At 68.5% G+C, this 14980-nt stretch carries 15 protein-coding genes and 1 tRNA gene; 1 reads left to right on the forward strand and 15 read right to left on the reverse strand.

From position 1 onward, the window contains the following. Window positions 1-43: 43 nt before the first annotated feature. The 5 genes from F817_RS0107830 to rnr form a co-directional block, all read right to left on the reverse strand. The gene (locus tag F817_RS0107830) at window positions 44-979 is read right to left on the reverse strand and encodes a hypothetical protein (RefSeq protein WP_024327124.1); all 936 of its coding nucleotides are present in this window, start codon (window positions 977-979) and stop codon (window positions 44-46) included. A 31-nt stretch (window positions 980-1010) separates the two neighbouring features. Continuing rightward, window positions 1011-1235 (reverse strand): 30S ribosomal protein S18, encoded by a 225-nt coding sequence (gene rpsR / locus F817_RS0107835; protein ID WP_018867238.1) that lies wholly within the window; start codon window positions 1233-1235, stop codon window positions 1011-1013. Between the two features lie 42 nt (window positions 1236-1277). Next, window positions 1278-1682, reverse strand: coding sequence for a 30S ribosomal protein S6 (gene rpsF / locus F817_RS0107840; RefSeq protein ID WP_017940973.1), 405 nt, complete (start codon window positions 1680-1682; stop codon window positions 1278-1280). Between the two features lie 181 nt (window positions 1683-1863). Continuing rightward, window positions 1864-2640 (reverse strand): 23S rRNA (guanosine(2251)-2'-O)-methyltransferase RlmB, encoded by a 777-nt coding sequence (gene rlmB, locus F817_RS0107845; protein ID WP_024327125.1) that lies wholly within the window; start codon window positions 2638-2640, stop codon window positions 1864-1866. Between the two features lie 115 nt (window positions 2641-2755). Further along, a complete protein-coding gene (gene rnr, locus F817_RS0107850; protein ID WP_024327126.1) occupies window positions 2756-5389 on the reverse strand; it encodes a ribonuclease R in 2634 nt (877 codons plus the stop codon). Window positions 5390-5940: 551 nt separating this feature from the next. Between rnr and F817_RS0107855 the strand changes: the two genes are divergently transcribed. After that, window positions 5941-6027: transfer RNA gene (locus F817_RS0107855), tRNA-Leu, on the forward strand. Between the two features lie 160 nt (window positions 6028-6187). On the opposite strand, the gene F817_RS0107860 is transcribed toward F817_RS0107855, so the two are convergent. The 10 genes from F817_RS0107860 to F817_RS0107905 all read right to left on the reverse strand — a co-directional run bounded on the left by F817_RS0107860 (window position 6188) and on the right by F817_RS0107905 (window position 14918). Next, a complete protein-coding gene (locus F817_RS0107860; RefSeq protein WP_024327127.1) occupies window positions 6188-7489 on the reverse strand; it encodes an adenylosuccinate synthase in 1302 nt (433 codons plus the stop codon). Continuing rightward, the gene (locus tag F817_RS0107865; protein WP_024327128.1) at window positions 7489-8667 is read right to left on the reverse strand and encodes an ATP phosphoribosyltransferase regulatory subunit; all 1179 of its coding nucleotides are present in this window, start codon (window positions 8665-8667) and stop codon (window positions 7489-7491) included. The genes F817_RS0107860 and F817_RS0107865 overlap by 1 nt, the downstream gene beginning before the upstream one ends. Before the next feature lie 130 nt (window positions 8668-8797). After that, the gene (hflC, locus tag F817_RS0107870) at window positions 8798-9682 is read right to left on the reverse strand and encodes a protease modulator HflC (protein ID WP_024327129.1); all 885 of its coding nucleotides are present in this window, start codon (window positions 9680-9682) and stop codon (window positions 8798-8800) included. Beyond that, window positions 9682-10896, reverse strand: coding sequence for an FtsH protease activity modulator HflK (gene hflK / locus F817_RS0107875; RefSeq protein WP_024327130.1), 1215 nt, complete (start codon window positions 10894-10896; stop codon window positions 9682-9684). Before hflK ends, hflC begins: the two co-directional genes overlap by 1 nt. 139 nt (window positions 10897-11035) lie before the next feature. Beyond that, window positions 11036-11428, reverse strand: a complete 393-nt coding sequence (acpS, locus tag F817_RS0107880; protein WP_024327131.1) for a holo-ACP synthase — start codon at window positions 11426-11428, stop codon at window positions 11036-11038. Between the two features lie 7 nt (window positions 11429-11435). Then, a complete protein-coding gene (gene pdxJ, locus F817_RS0107885; protein WP_024327132.1) occupies window positions 11436-12203 on the reverse strand; it encodes a pyridoxine 5'-phosphate synthase in 768 nt (255 codons plus the stop codon). A 36-nt stretch (window positions 12204-12239) separates the two neighbouring features. Further along, on the reverse strand, window positions 12240-12899 hold the full coding sequence (locus tag F817_RS0107890) for a DNA repair protein RecO (RefSeq protein WP_024327133.1): 660 nt from the start codon (window positions 12897-12899) through the stop codon (window positions 12240-12242). A 16-nt stretch (window positions 12900-12915) separates the two neighbouring features. Next, window positions 12916-13839 (reverse strand): GTPase Era, encoded by a 924-nt coding sequence (era, locus tag F817_RS0107895; protein ID WP_024327134.1) that lies wholly within the window; start codon window positions 13837-13839, stop codon window positions 12916-12918. After that, window positions 13836-14513: a ribonuclease III gene (gene rnc / locus F817_RS0107900; protein ID WP_017940962.1), complete on the reverse strand. Its 678-nt coding sequence runs from the start codon at window positions 14511-14513 to the stop codon at window positions 13836-13838. Before rnc ends, era begins: the two co-directional genes overlap by 4 nt. A 48-nt stretch (window positions 14514-14561) precedes the next feature. After that, window positions 14562-14918 (reverse strand): DUF4845 domain-containing protein, encoded by a 357-nt coding sequence (locus F817_RS0107905; protein ID WP_024327135.1) that lies wholly within the window; start codon window positions 14916-14918, stop codon window positions 14562-14564. Window positions 14919-14980 lie beyond the last annotated feature (62 nt).

Genomic DNA, 14980 nt, shown 5'->3' on the forward strand with positions numbered 1-14980 from the left:
CAGCCCCCGAAGGAGCGCATTCTACACCGGTCGTGGACCGGTCTCACGGATTGTTGTCACCGTCCTGCCCGCCCGGTGCGGAACCGGGGCCCAGCCGCGAGCGGATATCCGCCCAGGCGTCGATGACCCCGATGGTCGCCAGCAGCAGAAACATCTGCGGCAGCGCCAGGGCCAGCAGGACATACATCCCCACCAGCCAGAAACTGCTCATCCCCTGGCGTAGGGTCAGCGCGTGCATCAGCGCGATCCCCTGCAGGAAGAACAGCACCGCCAGGATGAACGCCAGCTCGGTGGCCAGCGGGACCGGGCCCAGATGCCCGACCCCTGCCAGCAGCAGCGTGGCCGCGCTCATCGCGCGTCCGAACTGCAGCGCCCGGAACTCTTTGCCGAACGCCCCCGGGTTGTACAGCAGGGCCTGCCAGTAGCGGCCCAGCAGCACCGCCAGCGTCAGGCTCAGCAGCAGGATCCCGGCAAACAGCCCGGTCAGATACGGGGCGGCGCGACGCAGCCCCGCCTCCAGTTCCTGCGGGCCGGTTTCGCTGCCCTCGACCAGCGGCCCCAGCAGCGCCATGCCGGTCTCGGCCCAGGTGGACTCGAGATCCGGGACCAGCATGTGGACCGCCAGCACCCCGAGACCCGCGACCCCGGCCGCGGCCTGCAGCGTCATGCGCCACGAGACCGTGCGCCGCAGCAGCTCGGCGAGCAGCGCCACCGGTGCCCACTGCACGATTCCGGCGATCACACCCGCGAACAGCGGGGCCTCGGGCATCAGGGCAAACATCGCCACCCCGAGCACCACCGCGGAAAGCGCCATGACCAGCAGCGCCTGCCCGAGACCGATGCGCAACCCGACCAGGGCGATCAGCGCACTGCTGAGGAGCGCGACCGGCGGCAGGAACAGTCCCGCCACGCCAAAGCCGGCGACCGCGCCCACGGCGCGGCCCCGGCTCTTCATCGCGAATTCGGCCAGTACGCGCATGGCGACGGCCCCCGGCGAACCGGTACGTGACTTAGTGGTTGTCGCTGTACGGCAGCAGGGCGAGGAAGCGCGCGCGCTTCACGGCGGTGGCCAGCTGACGCTGGTACTTCGCGCTGGTGCCGGTCACGCGACTGGGCACGATCTTGCCGGTTTCGGTGATGAAACCCTTGAGCAGGTTCAGGTCCTTGTAATCGATGTAATCGATGCCTTCGGCGGTGAACTTGCAGTACTTGCGGCGACGCGGAAAACGGGCCATGTCAGATCTCCTTCAATCAATCGGTCAGCGAACGGGCGGGGCTTACTCGGCGGCGGCCGAGTCGTCGGAGGCGGCTTCACCACCCTCGTCGTCGCGCTCGCGGCGACGGCCCTTGGCACCTTCCTCTTCCTGGCCCTTGGCCAGCGGGGAGGTCTCGGTCACGGCCTCTTCCATGCGCATCGCCAGGTGGCGCAGCACGGCATCGTTGAACCGGAAGGCACTGGCCAGCTCTTCCATCGCCTCTTCCGAGGCCTCGATGTTCATGAGCACGTAGTGGGCCTTCACCAGCTTCTGGATCGGGTACGCCAGCTGACGGCGACCCCAGTCTTCCAGACGATGGATCTTGCCTTCATGGCCTTCGACCAGGCCCTTGTAGCGCTCGATCATCGCCGGGACCTGCTCGCTCTGGTCCGGGTGGACCAGGAATACAACTTCGTAGTGACGCATCGGGAACTCCTTGCGGGTATCAGCCTCCCGTCCACGCGGTGAGGCAAGGGTTCGACCCCGCGGGCACACCCGCGGGGCAGAAAGGCGCGATACGATAACCGAAGCGCGCGGCAACAACAAGCCAGAGCCGGGGAAACGGACGCGGACGCCACACCGGAAGACCCGAAGGCGGAAACCTTCCTCAGGCCAAACCCGGCACCGGTGTGGCCTGGCGCTGACGCACCGCCTCGAAAAGGGTGACGCCCGTGGCAACGGAGACGTTGAGACTCTCCACCGTTCCCCGCATCGGCAACGCGACCAGATGATCGCAGGCCTCCCGGGTCAGGCGGCGCAGCCCCTCGCCCTCGGCCCCCATCACGATCGCGCTCGGCAGGCGCAGGTCCACCCGGTAGAGGCTTTCCGTCGCCTCGCCTGCCAGGCCCACGGTCCACATGCCGGCGTCTTTGAGCGAGGCCAGCGTGCGCGCGAGATTGCCGACGGTCACCACCGGAACGGTCTCGGCCGCGCCGGAGGCCACCTTGATCGCCGCCGGGGTCAATGCCGCACTATGGTGGCGTGGCATGATGACCGCACCGGCTCCGGCCGCATCGGCGGTACGCAGGCAGGCGCCGAGATTGTGCGGATCGGTCACCCCGTCAAGCACCAGCAGCAGGTCGAGGCCATCGTGAACACGCCGGACCAGGGCCCGTTCATCCACCACCGGGCGCGGTGTGCAGTGCACGATCACGCCCTGGTTCTGGAAGCCGGGGTGCTGCTGGTCCAGCCGCTCGCGCCCGACCCGCTCGACCGACAGGCCGCATGCCCGGGCGCGCTGCAGCAGGCGCTCCAGGGCGGGTTCCACCGGATCGGTGGCCAGCTGCAGACGCTTCACCCTTTCCGGGGCGTGCTCCAGCACGGCCGCCACCGCATGGATCCCGCCAAAGGTCTCCGCGCGGCTGCCCTTGCCACCCTTGCTCATGGCGTCCCTTCCGCCGGCGCGGCCAGAGGCCACTCCCATACCGGGCCCACTGCGACGACAACCCGCGGGGATGCCGCGCCTGGCCGCGCGAACGCATCGGGGCGCATCCGGCGCCTCAGGACGAGGACGGACGCCGACGGCGACTGCGGCGACGCGCGGAACCCGCAGGCTTCTTGTCCGCGGGCTTGGCCTCCGGCTCGGCGATGGTATTGCCGTCCTTGTCCGCCTCGGGTCGCGGCGGCGGAACCGCCTCGTTGCCGGGTTCCGGGGCATCCGGGGTGTCGTCGTGCGGCTCGCTCGGCGGGCCCGCTTCGTTCCCTGGCTCGGGCCCGTTGTCCGGACCGGACTCGCTGGCCGGATTCGACTCACCGGCCGCGGCGCCACGGCGGCGCCCGCCGCGACGGCGGCGCTTTTTCTTCGGCGCCGGGGCCTCGTCGTCGCCAGCGGGCGCCTCCGGTTCGGGCGTTGCCGGCTCGGCAGCGGCCTCCACCGGGGCGGCGTCCGCATCCTTGCGGCGCTTGCTGCGGCGGCTGCGCTTCTTGGGAGGCGCATCCGTGGGCTTCGGCTTGCCCGGCTCCTCGGCCAGGGCCAGGTCGATCTTGCGATCATCAAGGCTGACCCGCGCGACCTGGACCTTGAGCTCGTCGCCAATGCGGAACACCCGGCCACCGCGCTCGCCGGTCAGGCTGTGACGTGCCGGATCGAAGTGATAGAAGTCGTTGTCCAGGCTGGTCACATGCACCAGGCCCTCGATGTAGACGTCCTTGATCTCCACGAACAGGCCAAAGCCGGTGACGCCGGACACCACGCCGAGGAAGGTCTCGCCGACCTTGTCCTGCATGTACTCGGCCTTCAGCCAGGCCACCGCGTCGCGGGTCGCGTCGTCGGCCCGGCGTTCGGCCATCGAGCAGTGCTCGCCCAGCTGTTCCATGTCACCGTGCGAGTACGGGAAGGCCTTGGCGCTGCCCTTGCGCAGGACATGGCGGATGCCACGGTGCACCAGCAGGTCCGGGTAGCGCCGGATCGGCGAGGTGAAATGGGCGTAGTCATCCAGTGCCAGGCCGAAGTGGCCATCCAGTTCCGGTGCGTACACCGCCTGGCTCAACGAACGCAGCAGCACCGTCTGGATCAACTGCTGGTCCGTGCGCTGGCGCGCGGCCTTCAGGACCGCGGTGTAGTCGGCCGGGGTGGGTTCCGCCCCGCCCCCGAGACTCAGGCCCGCGCCGTTCAGGAATTCGCGCAGCTCCTCGACCTTGTCCGCCGGTGGCTGGTCATGGATGCGGTACAGCGCCGGCACCTTGTGCTTCTTGAGGAAGCGCGCCGCGGCGACGTTCGCCATGATCATGCACTCCTCGACCAGGCGATGGGCATCGTTGCGCTCGGTCGGGACGATCTTCTCGATCTTGCGGTCCTCGCCGAAGACGATCTTCGTCTCGGTGGTATCGAAGTCGATCGCGCCGCGGCGATTGCGCGCCGCGTGCAGTGACTTGAAGACCTTGTGCAGGGTCTCGAGGTGGGGCATCACATGCGCGTTCTTCTCGCGCAGGGCCGCATCGCCATCGAGCATCGCGGCGACGTCTTCATAGATCAGGCGTGCATGCGAACGGATCAGGCCCTCGTGGAAGCGAAAGCTCTTGAGGGCCCCGCGCGCGCCGATCTCCATCTCGCAGATCATGCTCAGGCGGTCCACGTCCGGGTTCAGCGAACACAGGCCGTTGGACAGCGCCTCGGGAAGCATGGGAATGACATTGTTCGGGAAATACACCGATGTGCCACGGATACGCGCCTCGCGATCCAGCGCGGCGTCGCGCTCGACATAGTGCGACACGTCGGCGATCGCGACCCACAGCCGCCAGCCTTTACCTTCCGGCTCGCAGTACAGCGCATCGTCGAAGTCGCGGGCGTCATCACCGTCGATGGTGACGAATGGCTTCTCGCGCAGGTCCAGGCGGCCCTTCTTGTCCGCCTCGGCCACCTCGGCACCGAGCTCGTCGGCGGCGGCCGTGACCTCGTCCGGCCACTCGTGGGGCAGACCATGGGCACGGATCGCGATGTCGATCTCCATGCCCGGCGCCATGTGCTCGCCGAGGACCTCCTGCACGTCGCCGCGCAGACGCGCGGTGCGCGAGGCCGACTCGCGGATGCGCACGACCACGATCTGGTCATCCTCCGCCTCGCCCAGACCATCTGGCGGCACCAGGATGTCGTGGGTGATGCGCTTGTTGTCCGGCGTCAGGATGCCGACGCCGTCCTCGATCTTCAGGCGCCCCACGACCTGCGTGGTGTTGCGCTCCAGGACCTCGACGATCCCGCCTTCGCGGCGGCCCCGGCGGTCCACGCCCATGACCCGGGCCAGGACCCGGTCGCCATGGAACACACCACGCATCTGCTTGGGCGACAGGAACAGATCGTCGTCCTGCTCGTCCGGCACCAGAAAGCCGAAGCCATCCGGATGACCGATCACGCGGCCGCGGATCAGGTCTTCCTGATTGACGGGCAGGTAGGCGCCCCGGCGGTTGCAAAGGGCCTGGCCGTCGCGTTCCATCGCCTTCAGGCGACGGCGAAGGGCCTCGAGACGATCGTCATCGTCGATCTGCAGCCGCTCCGCAATCTCGTCATAGGACAGCGGATTGTCCGCTTCCTGCAGGAGCCCGAGGATGAACTCGCGGCTGGGGATGGGGTTGTCGTACTTCTGCGCCTCGCGCTCGAAGTTGGGGTCGGCGGGGGTCTTGCGACGTTGTCTTGGCATTCAGTGAACTCTGTGGATGTTGCAATGGGCAGCCCGTCGCCGGGGATCCGGCCGGGCGCGCAAGGGAAACGCTGATTCTTGTACACGCTCGCGACATTGGTCGCGGCTGCGCGCCAACAAGGCGCGCCGAGCGAGGTATGGGCAGGCCACACCCGCAAAGCAACACCGCGAGCAGGCCCGTTCCCGTCCATGACGGGCGGCCGAGCCGCCCCTTGCCCTCACTTGCCGGGCGGGTGGCCCCGTTCCCCGAGCCAGCGCCCCACCCCGCATCAATCAAGAGCGGGCGGGCAGAACCACTGCCGCGACAGCGGCGTCTGGCCCCGAAAACGGGGGAGCGCCAACGCGAGCGTGTACATGTATCAGCGTTCCCCAAGGCGCCCATTATGAGGCATGCGGAATTTTGTTGCGCGGGCGGCCCGCTCGTGCCGCCTGGCGCACACCAGAAGCGGCGATTTTCACCCCCCGGGACGTTGACAGCCTCACGACCGCGCACTATATTGCGCGCTCCTGAAGCGCAGGACACACGGTTTTCCCTGTGTGTCGTCCCTCGTGCCGAGGTGGCGGAATTGGTAGACGCGCTAGCTTCAGGTGCTAGTGGGGGTAACCCCGTGGAGGTTCAAGTCCTCTCCTCGGCACCATTTCTATGCTTCAACCCAATCCCGATCGAACTTGTCGACGCGGCATCCACATGGATGGCGCGATGTTTCTGCGTGGGCGTCTTGCCGCAGCCGGGCTTTGTCCCGCCCGGGGCGCACCCGGGGCCAGCCCGGTGTGCGCCCTGCGCGTTCGCGGGCGCGATCAGGTATCGAACGGATCACGCAGGACCAGGGTTTCGTCCCGGTCCGGGCCGGTGGAGACCATGTCGACCGGAACCCCGACCACCTCGCTCAGGCGCTCCAGATAGGCACGCGCATTCGCGGGCAGCTTGTCGTATTCGCGGATCCCGACCGTGGACTCCGACCAGCCGGGCATCTCCTCGTAGATCGGCGTGCAGGCGGCATAGGCCTCGGCCCCGGACGGCGGCGCTTCGCGCATCTCGCCATCGCAGCTGTAGCCCACGCAGATCTGTACGTTCTCCAGCCCGTCCAGCACGTCCAGCTTGGTCATGCACAGCCCGCTGATGGTGTTCACCTTGACCGCGCGTCTCAGCGCGACCGCGTCGAACCAGCCACAGCGGCGCGCACGGCCGGTGGTGGAACCGAACTCGTTGCCCTGGCGCGCCAGGTGCTCACCCATATTGTCGAACAGCTCGGTCGGGAACGGGCCCGCCCCCACCCGCGTCGTATAGGCCTTGGTGATGCCCAGCACATAATCGATATCGCGCGGGCCCACCCCGGAACCGGTGGAAGCCCCGCCGGCCGTGGTGTTGGACGAGGTCACGAACGGATAGGTCCCGTGATCGATATCCAGCAGCGTGCCCTGGGCGCCCTCGAACATCACGTCCTTGCCCTGCTCGCGGAGCGTGTGCAGGCGGCCGGCCACATCGGTGACCATCGGCTGCAGACGCTCGGCGTGCGCCAGGCACTGCTCCAGCACCTCCTGCTGGTCGATGGTCGGGGCCTTGAAGTAATGCTTCAGCGCGAAGTTGTGATAGTCCATCACCTCGCCCAGCTTCGCGGCCAGGCGCTCGCGGTGGAACAGGTCATCCAGGCGCAGGCCGCGGCGGGCGACCTTGTCCTCGTAGGCCGGCCCGATCCCGCGGCCGGTGGTCCCGATCGCGGCCTTGCCCCGGGCCTTCTCGCGCGCATGATCCAGCGCCACGTGATACGGCAGGATCAGCTGACAGGCATCCGACAGGCGCAGGCGATCCGCGACCGGGACACCCTTCGCCTCCAGCTCCTCCATCTCGGTGATCAGGGCCTCGGGCGAGAGCACCACCCCGTTGCCGATCATGCACTCCACGCCCTCGCGCAGGATGCCCGACGGGATCAGGTGGAGCACGGTCTTCTCGCCGTCGATCACCAGGGTATGGCCGGCGTTGTGCCCGCCCTGGAAGCGCACCACGGCGGCGGCGTCCTCGGTGAGCCGGTCGACGATCTTGCCCTTGCCCTCGTCACCCCACTGGCTGCCCAGTACGACTACAAAACGTCCCATCGCCATCAATGCTCCACCACTGTCCATTCCCCGGCGTGCTGTTCCAGACGCGCGCCCGCGGATGATTCGTTGTCCTGGCCTTCCAGCTCCCGCACCACGCGCACGCCGCGCGAGCGCAGATCCGCGATCGTGGCCTCCAGCGCCGTGTCGCCGGCGGCGGGCGCCCATACCGTCTGGCGCACTGGCGCAGCCCCCTCGCGCCGCACCAAGGCGCGCAGGTCGGTACTGAAACCGGTGGCTGCCCGCGCCCGACCGAATACCCGGCCGATATCGTTATAGCGCCCGCCACGGGCGATCGCCTGGCCCGAACCGGGCACGAAGGCCGCGAATACGAGCCCCGTGTGATAGGCATAGCCACGCAGTTCGGCCAGATCCAGGTGCAGGTCCAGCCCCGGTTCACAGGCCTCGAGCCGCGCCACCACGACCTGGAGGTGATCCAGCGCCTCGGCCACCTCGCCCGGCGCACCGGCCAGCGCCCGGCGGGCCTCGTCCAGCACCCCGGCATCGCCGTTCAGATCCACCAGGGCGCGCAGGCGCGCGCAGGCCGCCGGATCCATGCCGGAGGCCTGCCAGGCGGCCAGGGTCTGCTCGATCTCGGGCACGCTCTTGCGCTGTAGCTGGTCGAAGAAATCCTGTTCCTGGCCCGCATCGAGGCCGGCGTCCCGCGCCAGCGCGCGGTAGATGCCGACGTGGCCCAGATCCATGCTCGGGCGTTCCACACCGCAGACCAGCAGGGTCGCGAGCATCAGCCGGATAATCTCGAGATCGCTGTCGATCCCGTCATGGCCGAACAGCTCCGCCCCGGCCTGCAGCGGGCTGCGCGAGCCGGACCACTCGTCGGCACGGGTGCGCAGCGCCGAGCCCACGTAACACAGCCGATTCGGGCCCTGGACGCGCAGGCGATGGGCGTCGATGCGCGCCACCTGCGGGGTCAGGTCCGCCCGCACGCCCATCATGCGCCCGGTGAGCTGGTCGGTCAGCTTGAAGGTCTGCAGGTCCAGGGCATGCCCGGCGCCGGTCAGGAGCGACTCCAGGTATTCGGCGAGGGGCGGCATGACCAGGTCATAGCCCCAGGTATCGAACTGGTCCAGCACGCGCCGCCTGAGATCCTCCAGGCGGCGCGCGGCGTCCGGAAGGGCCTCCTCCAGCCCGTCCGGCAGCAGCCAGCGGTTGATATCCGTCATTTCGTCCCTGCCCTTGTACTGTGATCCACCACGGCCACGGGGAAACCCGGCAAAAATCGGGCCCGGAATCTTCCGGGCCCGTTGCAAACGGCCACCTTCAAGGCAGCCACCGCCGCCCGCTACTGCCCGGTTACCGGGTCGGCAGCGGCGCCGGGCGTTCGCCACCCGGGGCGTTGAAGAACTGGAAGAACTCGGAGTTCGGTTCCAGGATAAAGGTACTGTTCTCGCCGCTCATGCTGTTGCGGTAGGCAATGAGGCTGCGATAGAAGCGGAAGAAGTCCTGATCCTCCCCGAACGAACGTCCCAGGGTCTCGGTCGCGATCGCGTCACCCGCACCACGGATCTCTTCCGAATCGCGGTAGGCGTTCGCCAGGATGACCGTGCGTTCGCGATCGGCGCGGGAGCGAATCCGTTCGGCCTCCTCCTGACCGCGAGCGCGGAAGTCCTGTGCCACGCGCTGACGCTCGGCGCGCATGCGCTCGTACACGGACTCGGACACCTCCTCCGGCAGGTCCATGCGACGGATACGCACGTCGACCAGATCGATCCCCAGCTCCTGCGCGGTCTCCAGCGCGGTCTGGCGCACCGCACCCATGATCGTCAGGCGCTCGCCCGCGACCACGTCCTGCAGCTCGAAGCGGGCGAATTCGTTGCGCATCCCGTCGCGCAGAATCTGCGCCAGGCGCTCCTCGGCCAGGCGCTCGTCCCCGCGAGTCGCGCGGTAGAACTGGCCGACATCGTCGATCCGCCACTTGGCGTAGAAGTCGACGATGATGTTCTTCGCCTCGGAGGTCAGGAACCGATCCGGCGGGATATTCAGCGTCATGATCCGGGCGTCGAACTTCTCGACGTTCTGGATCAGCGGGAACTTGAAGTGCAGCCCCGGGCTCGGGTCGACCTCGCGGATCTCCCCGAGGGCGAACTTGATCACGCGGTCGCGTTCGTCAACCGTGTAGGTCGACAGGGCGACCACGATCCCGAGCACGACGACGGCAATACCGACTATGCGTAACATTAGCGCACCTCCCGCGAACGCTGGGCGGCCGGGTTGCGGTCACCCAGTCGGCTCGTGCCCGTGCCACTGTTGCCGAACGTGCTGCGACTGGTATCCAGTGGCCGCGGCGTCGGCGTGTCGCCGGAATCATTGGTGGACCGCCGCCCCTGGAACAGCTGATCCAGGGGCAGCATCATCAGGTTGTTGCTACTGCCGACATCCAGCATCACCTTGCGGGAATCCTGCAGCACGGCCTCGACGGCCTCGAGATACAGACGGTCGCGGGTCACATCCGGCGCCTGCTGGTACTCGGCCAGCAACTGATCAAAGCGGGAGGCATCACCTTCGGCACGCGCGATGACCTGATCCCGATACCCCTCGGCCTCTTCGATGACGCGGGCGGCCTGACCGCGGGCCCGCGGGATCACGCCATTGGCATAGGCCTCGGCCTCGTTGCGGAAGCGCACCTCGTCCTCGCGGGCCCGGATGGCGTCGGCGAAGGACTCCTGTACCGGCTCGGGCGGCTGGGCCTGCTGCATGGACACGGCCGTTACGATAATGCCGGCCCCGTAGGCGTCCAGATTCTCCTGCATCACTACCCGCGAGGAGGACGCAATCTCGCCACGCCCCTCGCCAAGAATGAAGTCCAGGTTGTTCTTGCCGATCCGTTCGCGGATCGCCGACTCCATCACCTGGTTCACGGTGGTGTCCGGGTCCCGCACATTGAACAGGTAATCGACCAGATCCAGGATGCGGTACTGCACCGCGATGTCGACGTCGATAATGTTTTCGTCACCTGTCACGATCAGCGCGCGATGGGACAGGGTGCGCACGTTGTCGACATTCTCGATCTCGACGCGCTCGATCGGGTACGGCAGGTGCCAGCCCGGCCCCGGGTTTTTCACTTGCTGGAATTCGCCGAAACGCAGCACGACGCCGCGCTCGCCTTCCGAGATGATATGGAATCCGGAGGCCAGCCAGACGACCACGGCAATGATCAGACCGAGGCTGACCAGGGCCTGCGTCCCGCGCCCCATGCCGCCGCTTCCGGAACCGCCGGAGCCACCACTGCCGCCTCCGCCGAAGATGCCGTTCAGCTGACGCGACAGCTTGCGCATCATCTCCTCGAGGTCGGGGGGCTGATTGCCGCCCCCGCCGCCACCGCTTCCGCGCTGGCCGCCGCCACCCCCACTCCAGGGGTCTCGGTTGTTGTTTCCCGGTTCGTTCCAGGGCATGAACTGGACTCCGTCGCTCGCTCAGGGCTGCGCCCGACGCGGCGTCCGCGGACACCGGCAGGCATAAGGGGCCACATTCTAGGGAGCCACCCCCGGTCCGGCAAGCGCGCCCGGCCGGAATTGAGGGTATAGCACCAGCTCAGCGCCGGGGTGGACTCGCGGACTCCACGATCACGAAGGCCTGCGCGTACTCGCGCTCGTCGCTGATGCTGAGATGGATGGCCCCGGCCCCCAGGCGCTCGGCCGTGGCGCGGGCGCGCCCGTCCAGCACGAACCCGGGTCGACCGCGGGCATCATGGGTCACCCCGGCGTCGACCAGGGCCATATCCGCCCCCACCCCGCAGCCGAGCGCCTTCGACAGGGCCTCCTTGGCGGCAAAGCGGCGGGCGAGGAAGCCGGCCGGATCCTGTGCCGGCAGCGCCACGCGCTCGAGCGGATGCAGGATGCGCCCGGCCAGCCGCGCCCCGTGGCGTTCCCACATGCCCTGCATGCGCGCCACCTGGACCAGGTCGGTCCCGATGCCGAGAATCACGGCCGACTCAGACCGGGTACTGCCCGGCCGGCAGCCCCTCGCGGGCGGCATCCATCAGGCCGCGCATGTGGCTGACGGCCTCGGGCAGGCCGGTGAACAGGGCCCGGGCGACGATCGAATGCCCGATATTGAGTTCGTGAAAGACCGGGTTGGCCGCGATCGGGCGCACGTTGTCATAGTCCAGCCCGTGGCCGGCATTGATCACCAGGCCCATGCCCTGGCCCGCCGCCGCCGCCTCGTTGATGCCGGCGAGCAGCCGCTCGCGCTCGCCGGCATCGCGGGCGTTCGCGTAGGCGCCGGTGTGCAGCTCGACCACCGGCGCGCCGATGGCCACCGCGGCCTCCAGCTGGCGCACATCCGGCTCCACGAACAGCGAGACCTCGATCCCGGCCGCGGCCAACGGCGCGACGAACTCGCGCAGCCGGTCCAGCTGCCCCGCGGCGTCCAGGCCACCCTCGGTGGTCAGTTCCTCGCGCTTTTCCGGCACGATGCAGCAGGCCTCCGGGCGCAGCTTCAGGGCAATCGTCTGCATCCCCTCGGTGGCCGCCATCTCCAGATTCATCGGGACCTTCAGTCGGGGCTTGATACCGAAGACGTCATCGTCCTGGATATGGCGGCGATCCTCGCGCAGATGCAGGGTGATCGAATCCGCCCCGCTGGCCTCGGCCAGGCGCACCGCCTGCATCAGGTCGGGATACGGCGTATGCCGCGCCTGGCGGATGGTGGCGATGTGGTCGAGATTGACCCCGAGCTTCAGCGGAGCAGGATGCGACATGATGCAGTGACCTTGTGTCGGTGCGGGCCGGAAAGCCTACAGCAGACCGCGGGTCCGCAGCGGCCGGCCGGCCAGATGGGTATCGATCAGCCGGCGCATGAAGTCGCGGCTGACGCGGGCCTGATTATCCGGCACGTCGGACCCGCTGGCCAGCGCCCGCAGGGCAACGCCGGGGATCGCCTCGCCACGCCCGGCGACCGCCGGTTCCAGCCCGCCGTCCGGGTCATAGCGATACCAGGCATCGGGGTCCAGAGCGGACGGATCCACATGCTCGAGCCCGGAGTCCAGCGGCGCGAGCAGGGCCCATTCGGCCCGGCGCAGAACGGCATCGGCGCGCTCGCCGGCGGCCAGCCGGGCATAGGCGGACAACAACGCAGGCAGGGCCTCAGGGATCGCGGCCTCGCGCGGGTACAACCGCAGGATCAGTTCGTTGAGGTACAACCCGCAGACCAGGGCACGCCCGGTCAGCGGGAAAACCCGCTGCTGCTCAGCCACGCTGAGGGTGGGCAGTTCGCCCCGCCCGCGCCAGGCCAGATCCAGCAGCACGAAGGGCTGCACCGATCCGGCCTTGCCGCGCACCACCGCCGAAAGGCGGCCGGCCCCGGCGGTGAGCAGCTCGAGCACCCGGCTGTTCTCGCGCAGCGGCCGCGCGTGCAGTACCACCCCCTGGGTGACCGCCGACGCCGCGCCGCTCATGCCCGTCGCGGGGCCCTCATCGCGGCTCCTCGATGCCCAGCTCGCGCAGGGCGCGCGGGTTGCGGGTCCAGTCGGCCTCCACGCGCACGGTGAGTCGCAGCATCACCTTGCGTTCCAGCAGTTCCTCCAGCTGGACACGGGCCGCCTGGCCAATACGCTTGAGGCGCTGACCACCCTTGCCGATGACGATGCCCTTCTGGCTGTCGCGCTCGACCAGGATCACGGCGTCGATGTGGGTGGTGCGCGGCTCGTCCGCCCAGTCTTCCACGCGCACCGCCACCGAGTACGGCACCTCCTGCCCAAGGTGCTCCAGCATGGACTCGCGGATCATCTCCTCGGCGCGAAAGCGCTGCGGACGATCCGAGAGCTGATCGGGGTCGTACAGGAACGGGCCCTCCGGGATATGCGCCCGGATCTCCGCGATCAGGCCCTCCAGGTTCGAGCCGGTCTTCGCCGACAGCGGCACCACGCCGGCGTAGTCGAAGGCCGCGGCACGGGCCTCGATAAACGGCAACAGCTCTTCCTTCGCGCGGAACTGGTCAACCTTGTTGATGACCAGCAACGCCGGGCGCCCGGAATGACGGATGGTCTCCTCGATGCGCTCGTCGCCGGGGCCGAACTCTCCGGCCTCGACGATGAAGCAGACCAGATCGGCATCCGCCAGCGCCTGACTGGCCGTGCGATTGAGGACCCGGTTCACCAGTTGGGTACGCTCGGTGTCGATCCCCGGGGTATCCATCAGCACGACCTGGTCCTGCCCCTCGGTCACGATGCCGAGGATGCGGTTGCGCGTGGTATGCGGCCGGCGGGTGGTCGCCGCCAGCTTCTCGCCGACCAGACGATTCATCAGCGTGGTCTTGCCCACGTTGGGGCGGCCGATCAGCGCAACCAGACCGCAGCGCGTGGAGTCGCCCGCGGGGCCTTCGTCGATTTCACTCATTGTTCCTGTACCTGTTGCAGGCGTTTCAGGGCGGCCTCGGCCGCGGCCTGCTCGGCGCGGCGCCGCGAGGAACCCTGCCCGCGCTGCCCCCAGCCCTGGGTCGGCAGGTGCACCGCCACGGTGAACTGGCGCTTGTGATCGGGACCGGCCACCTCCAGCACCTCGTAGACCGGCAGCTCCGCATTGCGGCCCTGGAGCTGTTCCTGCAGACGGGTCTTGGGGTCCTTCAGCGATTCGGCGGAGGGCAGATCGTTCAGGCGTTCGGCGTACAGCGCCAGGGTAAATTCGCGCGCGGCCTGCATGCCCGCCTCGCGGTAGGTCACCCCGATCAGGGCCTCCACCGCGTCGGCCAGGATGGAGTCGCGCCGCTGGCCGCCGCTCTTGCGTTCGCCCTGGCCCAGATTCAGCGTGCCCTCGAGACCGGTCTCCCGCGCGAGGGCCGCCAGCGATTCGCGATTGACCAGGGCGGCGCGCAGACGGGTCAGGTCCCCTTCCGGGGCGTCCGGAAGCTTTTCGTACAGGGCGTCGGCGATCACCAGACCGAGGACGGCGTCTCCGAGGAATTCCAGGCGCTCGTTGTTGCGCCCGCCGGCACTGCGATGGGTCAGCGCCTGGCCCACGCCCTCCCCATCGCGCACGGCCGGCGGCAGCAGACTGCGAAAGTCGCGGCTCACGGAAACACCCTGCGAGGCATGCAATGAATCGGATCGACACCGCCCCCGTCAGGGAGCGAGCGTCTCGCTGTTCGAGAAGCGCGCGACCACGTCCACGTTGCCGAGGAACTCGCGGCGGACCTCGTACTCCAGTTGCAGGCGGCGGCCCTCGCCGTGCTCGGTCACGCTGAAGTCCTCCTCGACGATCCCGTCATACACCGAGTTGATCTGGAAGCGGCGGTTGATCTCGCGCCACAGCTCGCGCTCGCTCTTGTCGGCGGCGCCGGTCTGGGTGGCGACGTCCTGCATGATCGAGCGCACGGTGAGGAACTGGGTGTACTGCGTGCCCATCTTGATCACGAACGTGCCGACCAGCAGCGCCAGAAAGATCAGCGCAAGAATGGTGACGGCGCCCGCGCCCTGCATCGAGTGTCTGGAATGTCGCATGAATGCCCTGCCCCCTGTATGCCTGCGCCCGCGGAACGGGC

Source organism: Thioalkalivibrio sp. AKL19 (genome assembly GCF_000420165.1).
In the GTDB taxonomy this organism is placed as follows: Bacteria; Pseudomonadota; Gammaproteobacteria; order Ectothiorhodospirales; family Ectothiorhodospiraceae; genus Thioalkalivibrio.

Excerpts from the sequence above, each read along its gene's own strand:
- F817_RS0107865 (WP_024327128.1), bottom strand. The coding sequence starts at position 8,667 with ATGACGGATATCAACCGCTGGCTGCTGCCGGACGGGCTGGAGGAGGCC.
- hflC (WP_024327129.1), bottom strand. The coding sequence starts at position 9,682 with ATGTTACGCATAGTCGGTATTGCCGTCGTCGTGCTCGGGATCGTGGTC.
- rnr (WP_024327126.1), bottom strand. The coding sequence starts at position 5,389 with ATGCCAAGACAACGTCGCAAGACCCCCGCCGACCCCAACTTCGAGCGC.
- rlmB (WP_024327125.1), bottom strand. The coding sequence starts at position 2,640 with ATGAGCAAGGGTGGCAAGGGCAGCCGCGCGGAGACCTTTGGCGGGATC.
- rpsF (WP_017940973.1), bottom strand. The coding sequence starts at position 1,682 with ATGCGTCACTACGAAGTTGTATTCCTGGTCCACCCGGACCAGAGCGAG.
- hflK (WP_024327130.1), bottom strand. The coding sequence starts at position 10,896 with ATGCCCTGGAACGAACCGGGAAACAACAACCGAGACCCCTGGAGTGGG.
- F817_RS0107890 (WP_024327133.1), bottom strand. The coding sequence starts at position 12,899 with ATGAGCGGCGCGGCGTCGGCGGTCACCCAGGGGGTGGTACTGCACGCG.
- pdxJ (WP_024327132.1), bottom strand. The coding sequence starts at position 12,203 with ATGTCGCATCCTGCTCCGCTGAAGCTCGGGGTCAATCTCGACCACATC.
- F817_RS0107830 (WP_024327124.1), bottom strand. The coding sequence starts at position 979 with ATGCGCGTACTGGCCGAATTCGCGATGAAGAGCCGGGGCCGCGCCGTG.
- F817_RS0107905 (WP_024327135.1), bottom strand. The coding sequence starts at position 14,918 with ATGCAGGGCGCGGGCGCCGTCACCATTCTTGCGCTGATCTTTCTGGCG.
- era (WP_024327134.1), bottom strand. The coding sequence starts at position 13,839 with ATGAGTGAAATCGACGAAGGCCCCGCGGGCGACTCCACGCGCTGCGGT.
- rpsR (WP_018867238.1), bottom strand. The coding sequence starts at position 1,235 with ATGGCCCGTTTTCCGCGTCGCCGCAAGTACTGCAAGTTCACCGCCGAA.
- F817_RS0107860 (WP_024327127.1), bottom strand. The coding sequence starts at position 7,489 with ATGGCGATGGGACGTTTTGTAGTCGTACTGGGCAGCCAGTGGGGTGAC.